The following is a 15901-nucleotide window of genomic DNA, read 5'->3' on the forward strand; positions in this document are numbered from 1 at the left end:
GCGCGGCCGGGCTAGGGGCCGTTCCGGCGGCCGCACCGCCCTGCGGCCAGCGTGCGCCAGATATCAAGCACCAGCGCGCCAAAGCCGCCCGCGAGTCCGAAGCTCACCGAGGCGGCCGGGTCCGCGCCCCCGGACAGAAGGGCATGCCCCGCCGCGACGACGGCGGCGGACAGGAAGACCGCCCTGACGGTCGATGCCCGGCCGGTTTTCATCTCGCTGTCATCCCGGGGTCCTCCGGCGCTCAGGCGAAGGAGAAGCGGTGATAGTTCTTCTTCACCGACACGATGAAGGCCGCCCCGCAATACAGCCATCCGACCACCGGAACGGCCTTCAGCGCCAGCCGCCACGAAAGCTTCCGGATCGCCCGGCGCTTGATCTCGGCCCAGGCCGCGCTGGCGACGAACAGCTTGAAGACCCCCTCGCCCAGTTCGACGACCTCCTGCCAGTCCTTGCTGGAAATACGCGCGACCAGGTCTTCCAGCGCCGTGCGCAACCCCGGGTCGCTGTCGATCAGCGAAACGATCAGGCTGGCATCGCCGATGGAAATGCCCATGGTTTCCAGAAGGATATCGGCCGCGACGATCAGATCGGTATCGGGCCGTCCGGCCACGGGCCCGGCATAGGCCGGGATGGCGGGAATGCTTGCCGGGGTCACGAGATCGGGCGACGGCGCCAGCGGCACGCCCTCGGCGGCCAGCATCGCGACCACGGTCCGCTGCGCGGCCAGCCCGCCTTGGTCGAAGCCAAGCGGAACGAGGTCGGGCAAGGCTTCGGGAAGGCCCGCCAGATAGGCCGTGGCCGTGTCGGCGGTGGCGAACCGGCCGGTCTCGCGGGCCAGAGCCAATGTCTGCCGTCGCGCGTCGAAATCGGTCTTCAGGAAGTCGATGAGGGCGAAGTCGATTTCCTCAAGCGCGATCCCGACCGCGAAATCCCGGACCCTGCGCGCCTCTTCGATGGCCAGCGCCAGGGCGCGATAGTCGTCGGCCCCCTGCCCGAAGACCGGTGCGGCGCGGGCCGCGATCAGGCCAGCACCGGCCCCCAGCACCAGCCGCCGGGTCATGCGACGCCCCGCTTCCGGGGCGGGCGGTTCCCTCTCCATCCTGTCCCTCCCTGTTTCCCGGGGGCAGGATAGCGCGATTCCCGCGGTTTCTGCCCGGCTTTCTGCCCCGACCTTCCCCGCGGGGAAGGTCCGGCCGGTCAATGGATGACCTCGACCCGGGCGATACTCGGGTCGGCCCGGCGTACCGCGGCGGTCAGCGCCTGGATCAGATGGGTCGCGATATAGCTCTGGCAGAAGGCCGAGGGTGCCGACAGCACCAGGGTCCCCTGCCCTCTTTCGACCTCGGTCAGCCGCGCGAGCCAGGCGCGGAAGATCGCGGGCTGTTCCTCGGACAGGATCGCCCGAGCGCGGCCCCAGACCCCCTCTGCCTCTTCGGTAAGACTGACCGCGGGCCGCAGCGGCACGACCTTGCCGGCGGGGTCCGGTTCGGGCGGACGGGCGCCCAGACGGGCGACGAAATCCTCGCCGATCAGCGGCCAGCACGGCCGGGTGTCCTCGGCGATCTGCAGCGTGTCGAGCCGGTAGGTGCTGATCCGGCCCCGGCTGCCCCGGGTCTTCTGCACCAGCCAGCCTGCGGCGCGCAGGCGGGCCATCTCGCGCTTGACGGTGCGCTCGTCGCAGGACCAGAGCCGCGCGATCTCGCGCTGGCCGACGCACAGCTCGTCACGTTGCCAGTTGTAGCGCGTGGTGATCAGGGCCATGAGGCGCAGCGTGCGGGTCTGCGTGGCCCTGTCGCCCGCCAGGCCATGGGCGGCAAGGGCCGACAACAGATCGTACTTCCGCGATGCGGCCTGCACTCCGACGGGCTTGACACTCTGCATGGCCTTACCTGTTCGCCCCCGGATCTTCGACGGGGGTCCGACTGCTCCGGGCGTGGTGCCTCTGGTTTTCGACGGCGTATTCAACGCTCTTTCATTGATGTCGCCCATTTACGTCCGGGGTTTCGATTCTGTCAAGCGGCGGGCGCGACGGTGGCCTGCGATCCCGATTTCGAAAGACTGACTCAGGGTATCTCTGGTATTGGGGGTCATCCAGACTGTCCCCTTGAATCGCGGTTTTGTCCCCCAATCCGTAGAGGTCGCCACGCGGCTGTCCCCTAGATCGGCCGCGCTTTGGCGGGCGGCTGCCCCGGTCGGCCGGGACGCCGATTCGCCCGGAGCCGCGGGGGCCGTGCCCAACCGACAGGCCAAACCTTCCCCGCGGGGAAGGTTGCGACAGAGGTAACTTGGATTTTGCATTTTTGCAAGATTGGGCGTATTTCAGGATAAGAACCCAATTTGCGTTGAGGCAGAGCATGTACACCCATACGGATCTGGCCCGGCTCCAGTCCCAGTCCCTGAAGATGCAGGGATGGATCCGGCAGCACACCTTCAGCCCGGAGAACTCCAAGCAGTTGCGCCGCTTCTCGTCCTGGGAGGTGGCCGAGCTGATCCTGAAGATCAACCAGTCGACCTTTCGCGGCAAACTGGCCGCCGATCCGAGCCTTCCCGGCGGCGAGGTCGAGGAGGACGGGCGCCAGCGCTGGTTCTCGCTCGAGGAGATCAACGAGCTGCGCCGCCGGATGAAGGCCAACCGGAAAAGCCTGATGCCGCCGCGCCCGGCGGGCAAGCGCGCCTTCCGCGCCGCGGTCGCGAACTTCAAGGGCGGCGCGGGCAAGTCGACCGTGGCGCTGCATCTGGCGCATGCGGCGGCGCTCGACGGCTACCGGGTGCTGGTCGTCGATTTCGACCCGCAGGCGACGCTGAGCCATTCGATGGGGCTGACCGATGTCAGCGAGGATTACACCGTCTGGGGGATCATGGCGCGCGACCTGATCCGCGAGACCGACCGGATGAACTCGGCCGTCACGGGGGCGGCCAGCGGCACCGCCCTGCCCGAGCGCAAGCTGCCCGCCTCGCTGCGCGACATGGGGCTCGACGAGCTGCGCCATGCCGATTTCATCCAGAAGACCTGCTGGTCGACGATCGACATCGTGCCCTCCTGTGCCAACGCGGCCTTCGTCGAATTCGCCAGCGCCCAGTACCGCCACCTGAACCCGGAATGGACCTTCTTCGCCGCCGTCTCGCGCTATCTCGACGGGATCGCGGACGACGATTACGACCTGATCCTTTTCGACTGTCCGCCCGCCATCGGCTATCAGTCGATGAACGCGGTCTTCGCGGCCGACATGCTGTATATCCCCTCGGGGCCGGGCTACTGGGAATATGACAGCACCACGTCCTTTATCGGGCAGCTGTCCGAGGCGCTCGAAGATCTGGCCGCCGGGTTCGGAAGCACCTTCCCCGCGGGGAAGGTTTCGCTGCCGAAATCCTTCGTCGACATCCGCTTTCTGATGACCCGCTACGAGCCCGGCAACGACCTGCACCGCGCGATGCTGGAAGCCTTCCGCAAGGTTTTCGGCGATCATGTGACCACGCATCCGGTCGAGATGACCCGCGCGGTCGAGCAGTCGGGGCGGTTCCTGAGTTCGGTCTACGAGATCGACTACCGCAACATGACCCGCGAAACCTGGCGCCGCGCCAGGGCCAGTTTCGACCGCGCCTATGAAGAGTTCCGCGGTACCGTGCTGGCCGGCTGGGACAAGATCTGAGGAGACGCCGATGGTCAGGAAGAAACGCCGCATGTTCGATATCGACATGCCCGAGGACATGCCCGCCGAACGGTCGGCCGAGGTCCCGAACCCGCCGGGCGCCGAACCGCCCGCGGCCGCGCCAGAGACGAAAACCTTCCCCGCGGGGAAGGTCGGTGACCCGTCCGGGGCCGCGCGCCGCCGCGGTCCGATGGCCACGGCGATCGGCGAAACCGCCCATTCAGCCCGCGAACGGCAAGAGATCGAGGCCCGGATCCGGGCCGAGAACGACGCGCTGGCCCATGAGCATGTGCGGCTGAAACGGCTTGGCCTGGTGCTGGAGAGCATTCCGCTGGAGGCGGTCGATACCGCCAAGCTGGTGCGCGACCGCAAGCCCGGCGCGGACCCCGAGCTGGAGGATCTGAAGGCCTCGATCGTCTCGATCGGGCTGTCGAACCCGATCCGGGTCGAGGCGGCGGGGCAGGGGCGGTATGAACTGATCCAGGGCTACCGGCGTCTCGCGGCCTACAAGGCGCTGCTGGCCGAGACCGGCGATGCCGAGGCCTGGGGCACGATCCCGGCCGCGGTCATGCCGGAGGGCGAGGGGATCGAGACGCTTTATCGCCGGATGGTCGACGAGAACCTGGTGCGCAAGGACATCTCGTTCTACGAGATGGCCCAGCTTGCGGTCGATTACGCCGCCGATCCCGCGACCCCCGAGACCGATCCCGACCGCGCGGTGGCCTTGCTGTTCAAGTCGGCCCGCTACCAGAAGCGCAGCTATATCCGCGGCTTCATCAAGGTGGTCGAGCGGATGAAGGGCATCCTGGCCTATCCCGAGGAGCTGCCGCGCGCGCTGGGGCTGGCGCTGGCGCAGCGGCTGGAGGAGGACCCCGAGTGCCGCGCCGCCATCGCCGAGACGCTGAAGGGCTGGGAGGGGCGCACCGTGGCCGACGAGCTGGCCGCGATCCGGCAGCAGCTTGGTGTCGAGGCCGGGGCCGAGGAGGACCCGCGCGCCGCCCCGAAGCCCGCGCCGAAACGGGCGGGCGGCAGCAAGGCCAAGACCAGCTTTCAGCTGAACCGCAAGGAGGGGCGGGCGCGCTGCACCGCCGCCGACGGGCGGCTGGAGATCCGCCTGCCCCGGGACTTCTCGACCATCGACCGGCGGCGGCTGGAAGAGGCCGTGCGGCAGATGCTGGACCGGCTGGAGTGACCCCGGCGGCAGGGCAGGGACCTTCCCCGCGGGGAAGGTTTTCGGCGGCGGGGGGGCGCGGCCCCGATCTTGCGCGGATCTTGCCTGACGCGGCGGACGCCTGTAGGATGCTTGCAGGCCATACGTATGAAGCGAGAGGATAGATGGGGCGCGTCAAGGTGAATTTGACCATCGATGCGGCGGTGTCCGAAGAGGCGCGGGCGCTGGGGCTGAACATGTCGCGGCTGGCCGAAGAGGCCATCGCCGCCGCCGCGCGCGCCGAGCGCAACCGGCACTGGCGCGAAGAGAACCGCGCCGCCATCGAGGCCTATGCGGACGAGGTCGGCACGGCCGGGCTGCCGCTGGCGCGCTACCGCAGCTTCTGAGCGGGGCAGGGGATGGCGCAGTTCGATGTCTACCGCCTGGCGGGCGGCCTGCTTGTGGTCGATCTGCAGACCGATCTGATCGGGATCGAGGCGTCGCGCCTTGTGGCGCCCCTGCGCGAGGCGGGGCGCTATGCCGCCTTTCCGGGCCTGACGCCGCGCGTCGAGATCGCGGGCGCGGCCTATATCGTCCGGGTGCAGGAACTGGCCGCGGTTCCGGGGGCCGAGCTGCGCGACCGCGTCGGGTCGCTGGCCGAGGCGCGCGACGCGCTGAAGCGCGCGCTCGACATCCTGATCGACGGGGTCTGACCGGCTCGGTCTGATCGGCCGGGGCCGCTCAGAGCAAAAGCGACATCGGGTCTTCGAGCCCCTTCCGGATTTCGGCCAGAAGCTGCGCCCCGAGCGCGCCGTCGACCGAGCGGTGATCGACCGACAGCGTCAGGCTCATCACCGGGGCCAGCACGATCTGATCGCCCCGCCCCATGGGGCGCCGTTCGGCCGCGCCCGCCGCGAGGATGCAGCTTTGCGGCGGATTGACGATGGCCGAGAAGCTGCGCACCCCGTACATGCCGAGATTCGAGACCGAGAAGCCGCCGCCCTGATACTCCTCGGGTTTCAGGCTGCCTGCGCGGGCGCGGGCGGCCAGGTCCTTCATCTCGGCCGAGAGCGTGCCGAGGCTCATCCGGTCGGCGCCGCGCAGGATCGGCGTCATCAGCCCGCCATCGGTGGCGACCGCGACCGCGATGTCGATGGTCGAAAGCTGCCAGAGCTCGTCGCCGCGCCAGATCACATTGGCCTCGGGCAGCCGGGCGAGCGCACGGGCCGCGGCCTTGACGATGAAGTCGTTGACCGAGATCCGCGCAGCGCCCTCGCGGCCATCGTTGACCTGCGTGCGCAGGGTCAGCAGCGCCTCGAGATCGGCCTCGGCTTCGAGGTAGAAATGCGGGATGGTCTGCTTGGCCTCGACGAGGCGGCGGGCGATGGTGCGGCGCATCTGCGAGACGGGCCGCGCCTCATAGGGGCCGAGGCCGGGCGGGATCGGGGCTGTTGCCGTTGTTGGTTCGGGCGCCGGTTCGGCCGTGGTTTCCTTCGGCGCACTGGCGATCAGCCGCTCGATATCGACCCGGACGATGCGGCCCTTCGGCCCCGAGCCCGACAGCCCGTCGAGTGTCAGCCCGGCCTGCGTCGCCAGCCGCCGGGCCAGCGGCGAGGCGCGGGGGCGGTCGGGCTCCGCCGCCGGACCCATGGCGGGGGCCATCGCGGCGGGCGCAGAAGCAGGAGCGGGGGCAGGGGCAGAAGCAGCGGCCTCGGGGGCTGGCGCGGGCAGGGTTTCGCCCTCGGCCAGCAGGACCGCGATCACCTGGCCGACATCGGCCCGGGTGCCCGCCTTGACGGCGAGGCGGCCGACGCGGCCCGGGGCCTCGGCCTCAAGCTCCATCGTGGCCTTGTCGGTCTCGACCTCGGCCAGAGGTTGGCCCTTCTCGACCCGGTCGCCGGGGCCGACCAGCCAGGCGGCGATGACGGCATCTTCCATCCCGGCCGAAAGCGCGGGCAACGTAAGCTCGGTGGCCATGTCGGTCTCCTTGTCCGTGGGCTCAGGCTCTGTGGGTTCAGGCTCTGTGGGCGCGGGCGGTCATTCGGCGGCGAGCGGGCGGCCCTGATCGGCCATCGCCGCCCGGATCGCCTGGACGATATCGGCGGGGCGGGCACAGGCCGCGGCCTCGAGCACCTTCGAGATCGAGGGAGAGGCCTCGCCGCCCGTCACCCGCTGCACCGGCTGGTCGAGCCAGTCGAAGACCCGGCGCTGCAGCTCGTCGGCCAGCATCCCGCCATAGGAGGTGCCGCGCGCGCCCTGCTCGACGATCAGCACGTTGTTGGTCTTGCGGATCGAGGCCTCGATGGTTTCCCAGTCGAGGCTGGCGCGGTCGAGGCTGCGCAGATCGATGATCTCGGCATCGACGCCGAGGTCTTCGACCACGGCACGGGTCTTCTCGACCATGGCCAGATAGGTCAGGATCGTCAGCCGGTTGCCGGGACGCACGACCTTGGCCTTGCCGAGCGGGATGCAGTAATCGAGATCGTCGACCGGCGCCGCGCCTTTCGAGGCGTAGAGATCGACATGTTCGATCACCAAGACCGGGTCGTCGCAGCGCAGCGCCGAATTCATCAGCCCGACATAGTCGAAGGGCGTCGAGGGCGCGACGATGCGCCAGCCCGGGGCGGTGGCGAAGATGCCCGCCGGGTCCATCGAATGCTGCGAGCCGTAGCCCGTGCCCATCGCGACCTTGGTGCGCAGCACCAGCGGCATCGGGCTGTCGCCGCCGAACATGTGCCGGGCCTTGCCGATCTGGTTGAAGACCTGATCGGCCGCGACCCACATGAAGTCGGGATACATGAACTCGATCACCGGGCGCACGCGGCCATCGGCGGCCATGCCGGCGGCCAGCCCGGTAAAGGCGTTCTCGGCGATGGGGGTGCCGAGGCAGCGGTCGGGGAAGTCTTGCGACAGCCCCCGCGTCGCGCCGTTGGTGCCGCCCTTCAGCCGGTGCACATCCTCGCCCAGCACGACGATGCGCTCGTCGGTGTCCATCCGCCGGTGCATGACATTGGCCACCGCGTCGATGAATTTGGCATTGGCATCGAGCGCGCCCGAGAAGCTGTCTTCTTCCTCGTAGCGGGCGCCGTCCATCTCGCTCAGATCGCCGCGCAGCCCGGCATCGCGGAAGCTTTCCTCGGGCCAGAGCGACGGGATGACCCGGGTCTTGCCCTCGACGGTCTCGGTCAGCTCGCCCGCGATCTCTTCCATCATCGCCGCGCAGCGGGCCCGCAGCCCCGCCACCGCGTCCTCGCCGATGATCTGGCGGGTCTGCAACAGCCCGGCCAGCCCCTCGATCGGGTCGCGGGCGCGCCATTCGGCCTCTTCGGCCTTGTCGCGATAGCCGAAGGCCGAGCCGGGCAGGGGGCCGTTCTGGTGGAAATAGCGGTAAAGGTCGGCCTCGATCACCACCGGGCCCTCGCCCGCGCGCATGATCCGGTTGGCCTCATGCGAGGCGATCAGGACCGACAGCGCATCCATCCCGTCGACCTTGAAGGCGGGGATGCCGAAGGCGAGGCCCCGGGCCGAAAGCCGCGGCTCGGCGGTGGCCTCGCTGACATGGGTCGAGACGGCGTAGCGGTTGTTTTCTATGAAGAAACAGATCGGCAGTTTCCAGGCGGCGGCCAGGTTCATGGTTTCGAGAACCGACCCGATATTGACCGCGCCATCGCCGAAATAGGTGTAGACGACATCGCCGGTTCCGGCCTGCTGATGCGCCCAAGCCGCGCCCGCGGCCATCGGCACGCCGCCGCCGACAATGGCATTGGTGCCGAGATTGCCGGCCTCGGCCCAGCGAAGATGCATCGAGCCGCCCCGGCCCCGGCAGAAGCCCTGCGACAGCCCCATGATCTCGGCCAGGGTCTTCTTCGACAGGTCGCGGATCTCGCCGTCGAACTCGGCCTCGGGGTCGATCCCCGCCTCGGCGACATAGGCTAGCGCCTTGGCCAGGAACTGGTGATGCGCCCGGTGCGAGCCGTTGACCTGGTCGGTCGGCCGCATCGCCAGCGCCGAGCCGACAGCGCCGCCTTCCTGCCCGATGGCGGAATGGGCGGGGCCGTGGACGAGGCCGCGTCCGGCGAGGTCCAGCACCTTCTCCTCGAAGGCGCGGATCAGGCAGAGCTGCGACAGCATGGTGCGCCCGGTCTCGGGGTCGAGCGCAGTGCGGTCGGCCTCGGTCGCGCGGATCTCGCGCCAGGGGGCCAGCGGGGTGAGGTCGGTGAAATCGGGCATGAGGGGGCTCCGGGAAATTGGGGTCAGGCGGCGAGGAAGCCGCCATCGACGGGCAGCACGGTGCCGGTGATGAAGCTTGCGCGGTCCGAGGCGAGGAAGAGGATGGGGGCGACCAGTTCGGCCTGCGTCCCGATCCGGCCCAGCATGGCGCGGGTCAGGAACCAGTCGGCGCCGCCGGGGCGGGCGAGCTGGGCATTGGCCATCTCGCTGTCCATGATGCCGGGGGCGACGGCGTTGACGCGGACCCCGTGCGGGGCCAGATCGCGCGCCATGGCCTGGGTCAGCGAGCGGATCGCGCCCTTCGAGGTCACGTAACCGGCGGTCGAGCCGCCCGCGACGAAGCCCGCGACGGAAGACAGCTGCACCACATTGCCGCGCCGGGCGATCAGGGCCGGGGTCAGGGCGCGCGCGACGTTGAAGGCGCCGCCCAGATTGACGGCGATGACCCGGTCCCAGACCTCGGCCTGCGCGGGGTCGTCGAAGGTGGCGCGGCCCGCGACGCCCGCATTGCTGACCAGAACGTCGAGCCCGTCAAGCGTTGCCGCCAGCGCCTCGACGGCCGCGCGGTCGGTGACATCGAGCGGGATTGCGCGGGCCGTCAGCCCACGGGCGCTGAGCGCCTCGGCGGTGGCGGCCAGCGTTGCCGGTTCGATATCGGCCAGAAGCGTTTCGGCCCCGGCTTGGGCGAAGCCTTCGGCGATGGCGGCGCCAAGGCCCCGGCCCGCGCCGGTGACAAGCACCCTTTTTCCCTGGAAATCGGTCATGGGTCTCTCCTCAGGCCATGTGCAGGCCGCCATTGACCTGCAGCGTCTCGCCGGTGATGAACCCGGCCGCGTCGGAACAGAGAAAGGCGATGGCGGCGGCCACTTCCCCGGGCTGGCCGAGCCGCTTCAGGGGCGTGTTGGCCAGCGTCGCCTCGGCCCGGGTCTTCATGTAATCGCCGATCATCGGGGTCTCGATGATGCCGGGCGCGATGCCGTTCACGCGGGTCGTGGGCCCCAGCTCGTGGGCGAGGCTGCGGGTCAGCGACACCATCGCGCCCTTCGAGGCGGCGTAATGCGCATTGGTCAGCGCGCCGCGATAGGCTGCCATCGACGAGAGCGTGACGATGGAAGAGCCATCGCGCAGATGCGGCACCGCGCGGCGCAGCAGGTAGAACACCCCGTCGAGATTGATCGACAGCGTCCGGCGCCAGGCGGCATCGGTCATGTCCGCGAAGGGTTCGGCCAGGTAGATGCCGGCCGATGGCACGATGTGGTCGATGCCGCCGAACGCGGCCACGGCCTCGTCGACCAGCGCCTGGGCGGCATCGGGATCGGCGGCGTCGATCTGCTGGCAGATCCGCGCGCCCGGTCCGGGCAGGGTGGCGGCGAAGGCCTCGAGCGGCGCGAGATCGCGATCGGCCAGAAGAAGATGCGCGCCGCCTGCGGCGAAGATCCGGGCGACCTCGCGGCCGATGCCGCCATTGGCGCCGGTCAGGATCAGCGACCGTCCGGTGAAATCGAATGAGGTGGTTGCGCGCGCCCGGGGCGTGCGGTGGCGGTCGGGCATCGCCGATCCTCCCTGATGGCTGCCGTTGGTCGGGACAGTTGCATAAATTGGTCGGACCAGTCAACATGGCTCCTGCGTCCTTTTGCGGGAAGACCGGCGGGAGACTGTATCTTCATCCAATGCAACAAGGGTGTTAGGCTTGGCCGATCCGGTCTGACCGGTTGGCACGGCACAGCGAAGGAAGGACGGTGGCATGGGCAGGGACCTGCCGGACGATATCGCGGCACGGCTGGGCCAGAGGCTTGCGGGCGGCGAATTCGGGGCCGGGGAACGGCTGCCGAGCGAACGCGCGCTGGCGGCCGAATACGGGGTGTCGCGGGCGGTGGTGCGCGAGGCGCTGTCGCATCTGAAATCCGACGGGCTGGTCGAGGCCCGGGCGGGGTCGGGCGTCTTCGTCACCGGGAATCGCGAGGCGCGGGCGTTCCGGATGGCCGGGGTCGATCTCGATGGCACCGAGGCGCTGGCGCAGGTGATGGAACTGCTCGAGGCGGTCGAGGTGGCGGCGACGCGCTCGGCCGCGCTGCACCGGGACGCGGCGGATCTGAAGGCGATCCGGCGGGCGCTGATCGGGATGGAATATGCCATCGCCAGCGACGAGCTGGGCGACGAGGAGGATTTCGCCTTTCATCAGGCCATCGTCGAGGCCACCCATAACCCGCATTTCGTGTCGCTCTGCAAGCATCTGGAATTCGGCGCGCGCGACGTGATCCGGAAGGCCCGCGCCAATACCCGCGCCAACCTGTCGGATCTGCTGGACGCGGTGCAGGCCGAGCATCAGGCGATCTACCGCGCCATTGCCGAGGGCGATCCGGACGCCGCCGCCGCCGCCGCCGCGCGCCATCTGCGCAATGCGGCCGAACGGACCCAGCTTTACCGGCACCGGGAGCGCGGCGCATGAGCGGGGTGCATGAGGGCGGCTGCCTCTGCGGCGCGGTGCGGTTCCGCGTCACCGGCGACTTCGAGCATTTCTTCCTGTGCCATTGCGCGCGCTGCCGCCATGACAGCGGCTCGGCCTTCGCGGCGACGCTGTTCTCGGGGGCGGCGCGGCTCGACTGGCTGGCCGGGCGGGAACAGGTGCGGACCTTCCGGCTGGAGGGTACCCGCCATGGGCGGGCCTTTTGCGGGCGCTGCGGCTCGGCTTTGCCGCTGGAGACCGAGGGCGCGGGGCTGGCGGTGCCGGCCGGATGCCTTGACGGCCATCCGGGGATCGCGCCCGGGGCGCATATCTGCTGGGCCGATCGCGCGGTCTGGGAGGATGCGCTGGAGCACGCCCCCCGGCTTGCGGGGCTGCCGGGCGCGGAGTGAGCTCCGGAAGGGGGCGCCGCCCTCCCTGTCGGAAGGACGGCGCCGGGGGACGGGCCGGGGCGCGGAAAGCCCGGTCGGGCCGGGAGGGAGCGCCGCGCCGCTTTGGCCCGTTTGCCGGCCGCGATCAGATCGCGGCGGTGACGGTCATGGTCGAGAGATAGGCCTCGATCCCCTCGATCCCGCCTTCCGAGCCGTAGCCCGAATCGAGCACGCCGCCGAACGGGGTTTCGGGCAGGGCGAGGGCGAAATGGTTGATGCCCAGCATTCCCGATTTCAGCCGGTCCTGCACCGCTTGCGAAACCTCCATCGAGCGGGTGAAGAGATAGGCGCCCAGCCCCACCGGCAGCCGGTTGGCCTCGGCCAGCGATGCCTCAAGGCCCTCGCTGCGGATCACCAGCGCGATCGGGCCGAAGGGTTCCTCGGTCATCGCCAGCATCTCGGGGGTCATGCCCGAGACCACGGTGGGGGCGAAGAAATTGCCGATATTGCCGACGCGCGCGCCGCCGGTTTCGACCTTCGCGCCCTTGGCTTCGGCATCGGCGACCATCTCGGCCACCTGGGTCAGCTGGGCCTTCTGGGTCAGCGGCCCCATCTGGGTGCCCTCTTCCAGCCCGTCGCCCAGTTTGAGCGCGGCCGCGCCCTCGGCCAGACGGGCAACGAAGGCGTCATGCACCGCATCGTCGACGATGAAGCGGGTGGGCGAGACGCAGACCTGGCCCGCGTTGCGGTATTTCCACTGCACCGCCATCGGCACCAGCCGGTCGAGATCGGCATCGGCCGCGACGATGACGGGACCATGGCCGCCGAGCTCCATCGTCACCTTCTTGAGGTGCTGGCCCGCCTGGGCCGCGACGATGCGGCCGACCCGGGTCGAGCCGGTCAGCGAGACCTTGCGGATTTCGGGGGCCGCGATCAGCGCGTCGGAAATCTCGGAGGTCTTGCCCCAGACGACCGAGATCGTGGCCGGGGGCAGGCCCGCATCGAGCAGCGCCTGGCCGATCATCCAGGCGCTGCCGGGGGTTTCCGAGGCCGGCTTGATCACCACCGAACAGCCCGCACCAAGCGCCGGGGCGACCTTCTGCATGGTGTTCCAGGCCGGGAAGTTCCAGGGCGTGAAGCAGGCCACCGGCCCGGCGGGCTTCTTCAGCACGCTGATGTGGATCGAGGGCGCGCGCGAGGGCACGATCCGGCCATAGACGCGGCGGCCCTCTTCGGCGAACCAGTCCAGAAGATCGGCCGAGCCCAGCCATTCGCCCCGGGCCTCGGCCAGCGGCTTGCCCTGTTCGAGCGTCATCACACGGGCGGCCCGGTCGGCGCGCTCGCGCATCAGGTCGGCGGCGCGGCGCATCACCTTCGAGCGGTCGTAGGGCGACAGCGTCGACCAGTCGGCAAAGCCCTTCAGCGACAGGCGCGCGGCCTCTTCGGCCTCGGCCCGGCCCGCGCGCGGGATCGTCGCGAGGTCCTGCCCGTTGGCGGGGTTCGACACGGTCATCGTGCCTTCGCTGGCGGTGGCGCGGGCCTCGCCGCCGAGGATGAGGGTCAGGTCGGGATACATATGGGTCTCCATCCGGTTTCGGGGGCTGTTTCGGGGCTCAGCCCGCCGGGATCAGGTCTTGGGCGGCCTTCTGCGCGATCATCATCACCGCCGCCTGGGTGTTGCCCGACACCATCTCGGGCATGACCGAGGCATCGGCCACGCGCAGCCCGGCGATGCCCCGGACCGTCAGGTCGGGAGCGACCACCGCGCCCGGGTCGGTGCCCATGCGGCAGGTTCCGGCGGCGTGATAGATGGTCTGCCCGTTGGCGCGCGCGAATTCCAGCCAGTCGGCATCGCCCTGGCAATCGGGTCCCGGGCTGAGTTCGCGCACCCGGTAGGCATCCATGGGGGCCTGCCCGACGATGGCGCGGCCCAGCTTCATGCCGTCGACCATGGCGCGGCGGTCCTCTTCGGCATCGAGGAAATTCGGCCGGATCCTGGGTTGCACCGCGATGTCGGGCGAGGTGGCATGGATCGAGCCGCGCGATTGCGGGCGCAGCTGGGTCACGCCCAGCGTCATGCCGGGGAAGCGGTCGAGCTTGCGCTCGGCGGCATTGGCGTAGCTGGCATGCATGAAGAAATACTGCACGTCGGGCCGGTCGAGACCCTCGCGCGAGCGCAGGAAGCCATGCGCGAGCCCGGTGCCGTAGGTCAGGACGCCCCGCCGGTTCAGCGCATATTTCGCGACCTCGCCCAGCACCTTGGGAAAGCGCGTCAGCTCGTTCAGCGTGACGGGGTGCGAGACGCGCCAGTTCATCCGGGTGCAGAAATGGTCGAGATAGTTCTCGCCGATGCCGGGCAGGTCGTGGACGACCTCGATGCCAAGCGCGCGCAGCCGGTCGGCATCGCCGATGCCCGACAGTTCCAAGAGTTGCGGGGTCTGGACGGCGCCTGCGGTCAGGATCACCTCGCTTGCCAGGATGGTCAGCGGGCCGCCGGGGCGGGCCAGGGTGACGCCGGTGGCGCGGCGGCCCTCCAGCAGGATGCGGGTGGCGCGGGCATGGGTCAGGACGGTCAAGTTGGGGCGGCGGCGCGCCTGCGCCAGCCAGGCGCGGGCGGCCGAGTGACGCTCGCCGCGCTCCTGGTTGACCTGATACCAGCCGACGCCCTCTTGCCCCGCGCCGTTATAGTCGGGGTTGAAGCGCTGGCCCTGGGCCGCGGCGGCGTCGAGGAAGGCCTGTCCGACGGGGTTTTTCTCGACCACCTCGCAGACGGGCAGGGGGCCGTCCTTGCCGCGCATGCCGTCCGGGTCGGGCCCCGCCCAGCGTTCGAGCGCGCGGAAATGCGGCAGCACATCGGCCCAGCCCCAGCCGGTGCAGCCGCGCGCCGCCCAGAGGTCGTAATCCTGCGGCTGGCCGCGCACGTAGATCATGCCGTTGATCAGGGTCGAGCCGCCCAGCCCCTTGCCGCGCGGAATGGCGATCCGGCGGTTCCGGGTGGCGGGCTCGGCCTCGGACCAGAAGCCCCAGTTATAGGCGGGGTTGGTCAGAAGCTTGTAGAACCCGGCGGGGATGGTGATCCAGGGCGACCGGGCCTCGCCGCCCGCCTCGCACAGAAGCACAGAGGCGCGGCCCGAGCGGCTGAGCGCCTCGGCGAGGATGCACCCCGCCGTGCCGCCGCCGACGATGACGTAATCGAAGCGGCTGCGGTCGGGCAGGGGCTTATGCATCGCGGGCCGCGCCGGGAAGGGCGCCCAGATGCTCGGCCATCAGCCGGATCTGCTGGCGCAGCATCGGCAGGCCGGGATGGACCCGCGCCCCCGCCGCGCGGGCGGCGGCCAGAAGCCGGGTCTCGACCGGGTCCATGATCGCGTCGGCCACGACCTGACCGGCATGGAAGGCGGTATCCCCGAGCGGCAGCGGATCTTCCGGTTTCAGCCCCAGCGAGGTGGCGTTGACGATCAGATCGCGGCTTGCCGTCTCGGGCGCCCCGGCGGCGACGGGCACGTCCGGATAGGCCAGGGCCACCCGGGCGGCGAGATCCTCGGCCTTGCCGTGCGAGCGGTTGACGATGGTCAGGCGCGCGACCCCGGCCTCGGCCAGGGCAAAGGCGATGGCAGCCCCCGCGCCGCCCGCGCCCAGAAGGCAGGCATTCCTGCCGCGCGGCTCGATCCCTTCCGAGCGCAGCCCCTCGACGAAGCCGAGCCCGTCGAGAATGGCGCCGGTCAGCGTGCCGTCGGCCTCGCGCCGCACCACATTGACCGCGCCGATCCGGCCCGCGTCACCCAGCAGCCGGTCGCAGAGCGCGACGATCTTCGTCTTGTGCGGCACGGTGACGACGAAGCCGCCAAGGCTTTCGATGCCCTTCAGGCCCGCGACGACGGTGGCGAGGTTCTCGGGATGGACCTGCATCGGCACCATCACCCCGTCGATCCCCTCGGCCGCGCAGAGCGCGTTGATTTCCTGAGGCGTTTTCACATGGCCGATGGGATCGGCGAGAATGGACCAGACCCTGGTCTTGCCGGTGATCATCGTTTCC

The 15901-nt window shown here is 70.0% G+C and carries 16 protein-coding genes; 6 read left to right on the plus strand and 10 right to left on the minus strand.

Annotated features, from left to right (window positions below):
* Window positions 1-11: 11 nt before the first annotated feature.
* From C8N38_RS14585 to C8N38_RS14595, 3 genes are all read right to left on the minus strand, one after another.
* Window positions 12-212: a hypothetical protein gene (locus C8N38_RS14585; RefSeq protein ID WP_108027892.1), complete on the minus strand. Its 201-nt coding sequence runs from the start codon at window positions 210-212 to the stop codon at window positions 12-14.
* A gap of 29 nt (window positions 213-241) precedes the next feature.
* Entirely contained in the window at window positions 242-1060 is an 819-nt protein-coding gene (locus tag C8N38_RS14590) for a hypothetical protein (protein ID WP_108027893.1), read from the minus strand.
* Between the two features lie 137 nt (window positions 1061-1197).
* Window positions 1198-1881 carry a hypothetical protein gene (locus tag C8N38_RS14595; protein WP_108027894.1) on the minus strand — a complete coding sequence of 228 codons (684 nt, stop codon included), beginning with the start codon at window positions 1879-1881 and terminating at the stop codon, window positions 1198-1200.
* A 473-nt stretch (window positions 1882-2354) separates the two neighbouring features.
* Here C8N38_RS14595 and C8N38_RS14600 point away from each other — a divergent pair, with 473 nt between their 5' ends.
* From C8N38_RS14600 to C8N38_RS14615, 4 genes are all read left to right on the plus strand, one after another.
* Entirely contained in the window at window positions 2355-3650 is a 1296-nt protein-coding gene (locus C8N38_RS14600) for an AAA family ATPase (protein ID WP_108027895.1), read from the plus strand.
* Between the two features lie 10 nt (window positions 3651-3660).
* A complete protein-coding gene (locus C8N38_RS14605; RefSeq protein WP_108027896.1) occupies window positions 3661-4842 on the plus strand; it encodes a ParB/RepB/Spo0J family partition protein in 1182 nt (393 codons plus the stop codon).
* A gap of 143 nt (window positions 4843-4985) precedes the next feature.
* Window positions 4986-5207, plus strand: a complete 222-nt coding sequence (locus C8N38_RS14610) for a type II toxin-antitoxin system CcdA family antitoxin (protein WP_075787731.1) — start codon at window positions 4986-4988, stop codon at window positions 5205-5207.
* A gap of 12 nt (window positions 5208-5219) precedes the next feature.
* Window positions 5220-5513, plus strand: a complete 294-nt coding sequence (locus C8N38_RS14615; protein WP_108027897.1) for a CcdB family protein — start codon at window positions 5220-5222, stop codon at window positions 5511-5513.
* 28 nt (window positions 5514-5541) lie between these two features.
* Here the strand turns inward: C8N38_RS14615 and C8N38_RS14620 are convergent, their stop codons facing one another.
* The 4 genes from C8N38_RS14620 to C8N38_RS14635 are packed head-to-tail and all read right to left on the minus strand — an operon-like array spanning window position 5542 to window position 10581.
* Window positions 5542-6777 carry a dihydrolipoamide acetyltransferase family protein gene (locus tag C8N38_RS14620; RefSeq protein ID WP_108027898.1) on the minus strand — a complete coding sequence of 412 codons (1236 nt, stop codon included), beginning with the start codon at window positions 6775-6777 and terminating at the stop codon, window positions 5542-5544.
* Between the two features lie 60 nt (window positions 6778-6837).
* Entirely contained in the window at window positions 6838-9030 is a 2193-nt protein-coding gene (locus tag C8N38_RS14625) for an alpha-ketoacid dehydrogenase subunit alpha/beta (RefSeq protein ID WP_108027899.1), read from the minus strand.
* A 23-nt stretch (window positions 9031-9053) separates the two neighbouring features.
* A complete protein-coding gene (locus C8N38_RS14630) occupies window positions 9054-9794 on the minus strand; it encodes an SDR family NAD(P)-dependent oxidoreductase (RefSeq protein WP_108027900.1) in 741 nt (246 codons plus the stop codon).
* 10 nt (window positions 9795-9804) lie between these two features.
* Complete coding sequence (locus C8N38_RS14635; protein WP_108027901.1) at window positions 9805-10581, minus strand: SDR family NAD(P)-dependent oxidoreductase; 777 nt, start codon at window positions 10579-10581, stop codon at window positions 9805-9807.
* Window positions 10582-10774: 193 nt separating this feature from the next.
* Here C8N38_RS14635 and C8N38_RS14640 point away from each other — a divergent pair, with 193 nt between their 5' ends.
* Together C8N38_RS14640 and C8N38_RS14645 are read left to right on the plus strand one after the other, a co-directional pair.
* Window positions 10775-11479: a FadR/GntR family transcriptional regulator gene (locus C8N38_RS14640; protein ID WP_108027902.1), complete on the plus strand. Its 705-nt coding sequence runs from the start codon at window positions 10775-10777 to the stop codon at window positions 11477-11479.
* On the plus strand, window positions 11476-11886 hold the full coding sequence (locus C8N38_RS14645) for a GFA family protein (protein ID WP_108027903.1): 411 nt from the start codon (window positions 11476-11478) through the stop codon (window positions 11884-11886). The genes C8N38_RS14640 and C8N38_RS14645 overlap by 4 nt, the downstream gene beginning before the upstream one ends.
* A 124-nt stretch (window positions 11887-12010) precedes the next feature.
* On the opposite strand, the gene C8N38_RS14650 is transcribed toward C8N38_RS14645, so the two are convergent.
* Genes C8N38_RS14650 through C8N38_RS14660 form a run of 3 tightly spaced genes read right to left on the minus strand, consistent with a single transcriptional unit; the run spans window position 12011 to window position 15894 of the window.
* Window positions 12011-13441, minus strand: coding sequence for an NAD-dependent succinate-semialdehyde dehydrogenase (locus tag C8N38_RS14650; protein WP_108027904.1), 1431 nt, complete (start codon window positions 13439-13441; stop codon window positions 12011-12013).
* A gap of 37 nt (window positions 13442-13478) precedes the next feature.
* A complete protein-coding gene (locus tag C8N38_RS14655) occupies window positions 13479-15092 on the minus strand; it encodes a GMC family oxidoreductase (protein WP_108027905.1) in 1614 nt (537 codons plus the stop codon).
* Complete coding sequence (locus C8N38_RS14660) at window positions 15085-15894, minus strand: shikimate dehydrogenase family protein (RefSeq protein WP_108027906.1); 810 nt, start codon at window positions 15892-15894, stop codon at window positions 15085-15087. The genes C8N38_RS14655 and C8N38_RS14660 overlap by 8 nt, the downstream gene beginning before the upstream one ends.
* Window positions 15895-15901: the final 7 nt, after the last annotated feature.

This window comes from Rhodovulum kholense (assembly GCF_003053725.1).
Taxonomy (GTDB): domain Bacteria; phylum Pseudomonadota; class Alphaproteobacteria; order Rhodobacterales; family Rhodobacteraceae; genus Rhodovulum; species Rhodovulum kholense.

Coding starts and splice junctions, on each gene's coding strand:
- C8N38_RS14585 (WP_108027892.1), bottom strand. CDS start 212: ATGAAAACCGGCCGGGCATCGACCGTCAGGGCGGTCTTCCTGTCCGCC.
- C8N38_RS14590 (WP_108027893.1), bottom strand. CDS start 1,060: ATGACCCGGCGGCTGGTGCTGGGGGCCGGTGCTGGCCTGATCGCGGCC.
- C8N38_RS14595 (WP_108027894.1), bottom strand. CDS start 1,881: ATGCAGAGTGTCAAGCCCGTCGGAGTGCAGGCCGCATCGCGGAAGTAC.
- C8N38_RS14600 (WP_108027895.1), top strand. CDS start 2,355: ATGTACACCCATACGGATCTGGCCCGGCTCCAGTCCCAGTCCCTGAAG.
- C8N38_RS14605 (WP_108027896.1), top strand. CDS start 3,661: ATGGTCAGGAAGAAACGCCGCATGTTCGATATCGACATGCCCGAGGAC.
- C8N38_RS14610 (WP_075787731.1), top strand. CDS start 4,986: ATGGGGCGCGTCAAGGTGAATTTGACCATCGATGCGGCGGTGTCCGAA.
- C8N38_RS14615 (WP_108027897.1), top strand. CDS start 5,220: ATGGCGCAGTTCGATGTCTACCGCCTGGCGGGCGGCCTGCTTGTGGTC.
- C8N38_RS14620 (WP_108027898.1), bottom strand. CDS start 6,777: ATGGCCACCGAGCTTACGTTGCCCGCGCTTTCGGCCGGGATGGAAGAT.
- C8N38_RS14625 (WP_108027899.1), bottom strand. CDS start 9,030: ATGCCCGATTTCACCGACCTCACCCCGCTGGCCCCCTGGCGCGAGATC.
- C8N38_RS14630 (WP_108027900.1), bottom strand. CDS start 9,794: ATGACCGATTTCCAGGGAAAAAGGGTGCTTGTCACCGGCGCGGGCCGG.
- C8N38_RS14635 (WP_108027901.1), bottom strand. CDS start 10,581: ATGCCCGACCGCCACCGCACGCCCCGGGCGCGCGCAACCACCTCATTC.
- C8N38_RS14640 (WP_108027902.1), top strand. CDS start 10,775: ATGGGCAGGGACCTGCCGGACGATATCGCGGCACGGCTGGGCCAGAGG.
- C8N38_RS14645 (WP_108027903.1), top strand. CDS start 11,476: ATGAGCGGGGTGCATGAGGGCGGCTGCCTCTGCGGCGCGGTGCGGTTC.
- C8N38_RS14650 (WP_108027904.1), bottom strand. CDS start 13,441: ATGTATCCCGACCTGACCCTCATCCTCGGCGGCGAGGCCCGCGCCACC.
- C8N38_RS14655 (WP_108027905.1), bottom strand. CDS start 15,092: ATGCATAAGCCCCTGCCCGACCGCAGCCGCTTCGATTACGTCATCGTC.
- C8N38_RS14660 (WP_108027906.1), bottom strand. CDS start 15,894: ATGATCACCGGCAAGACCAGGGTCTGGTCCATTCTCGCCGATCCCATC.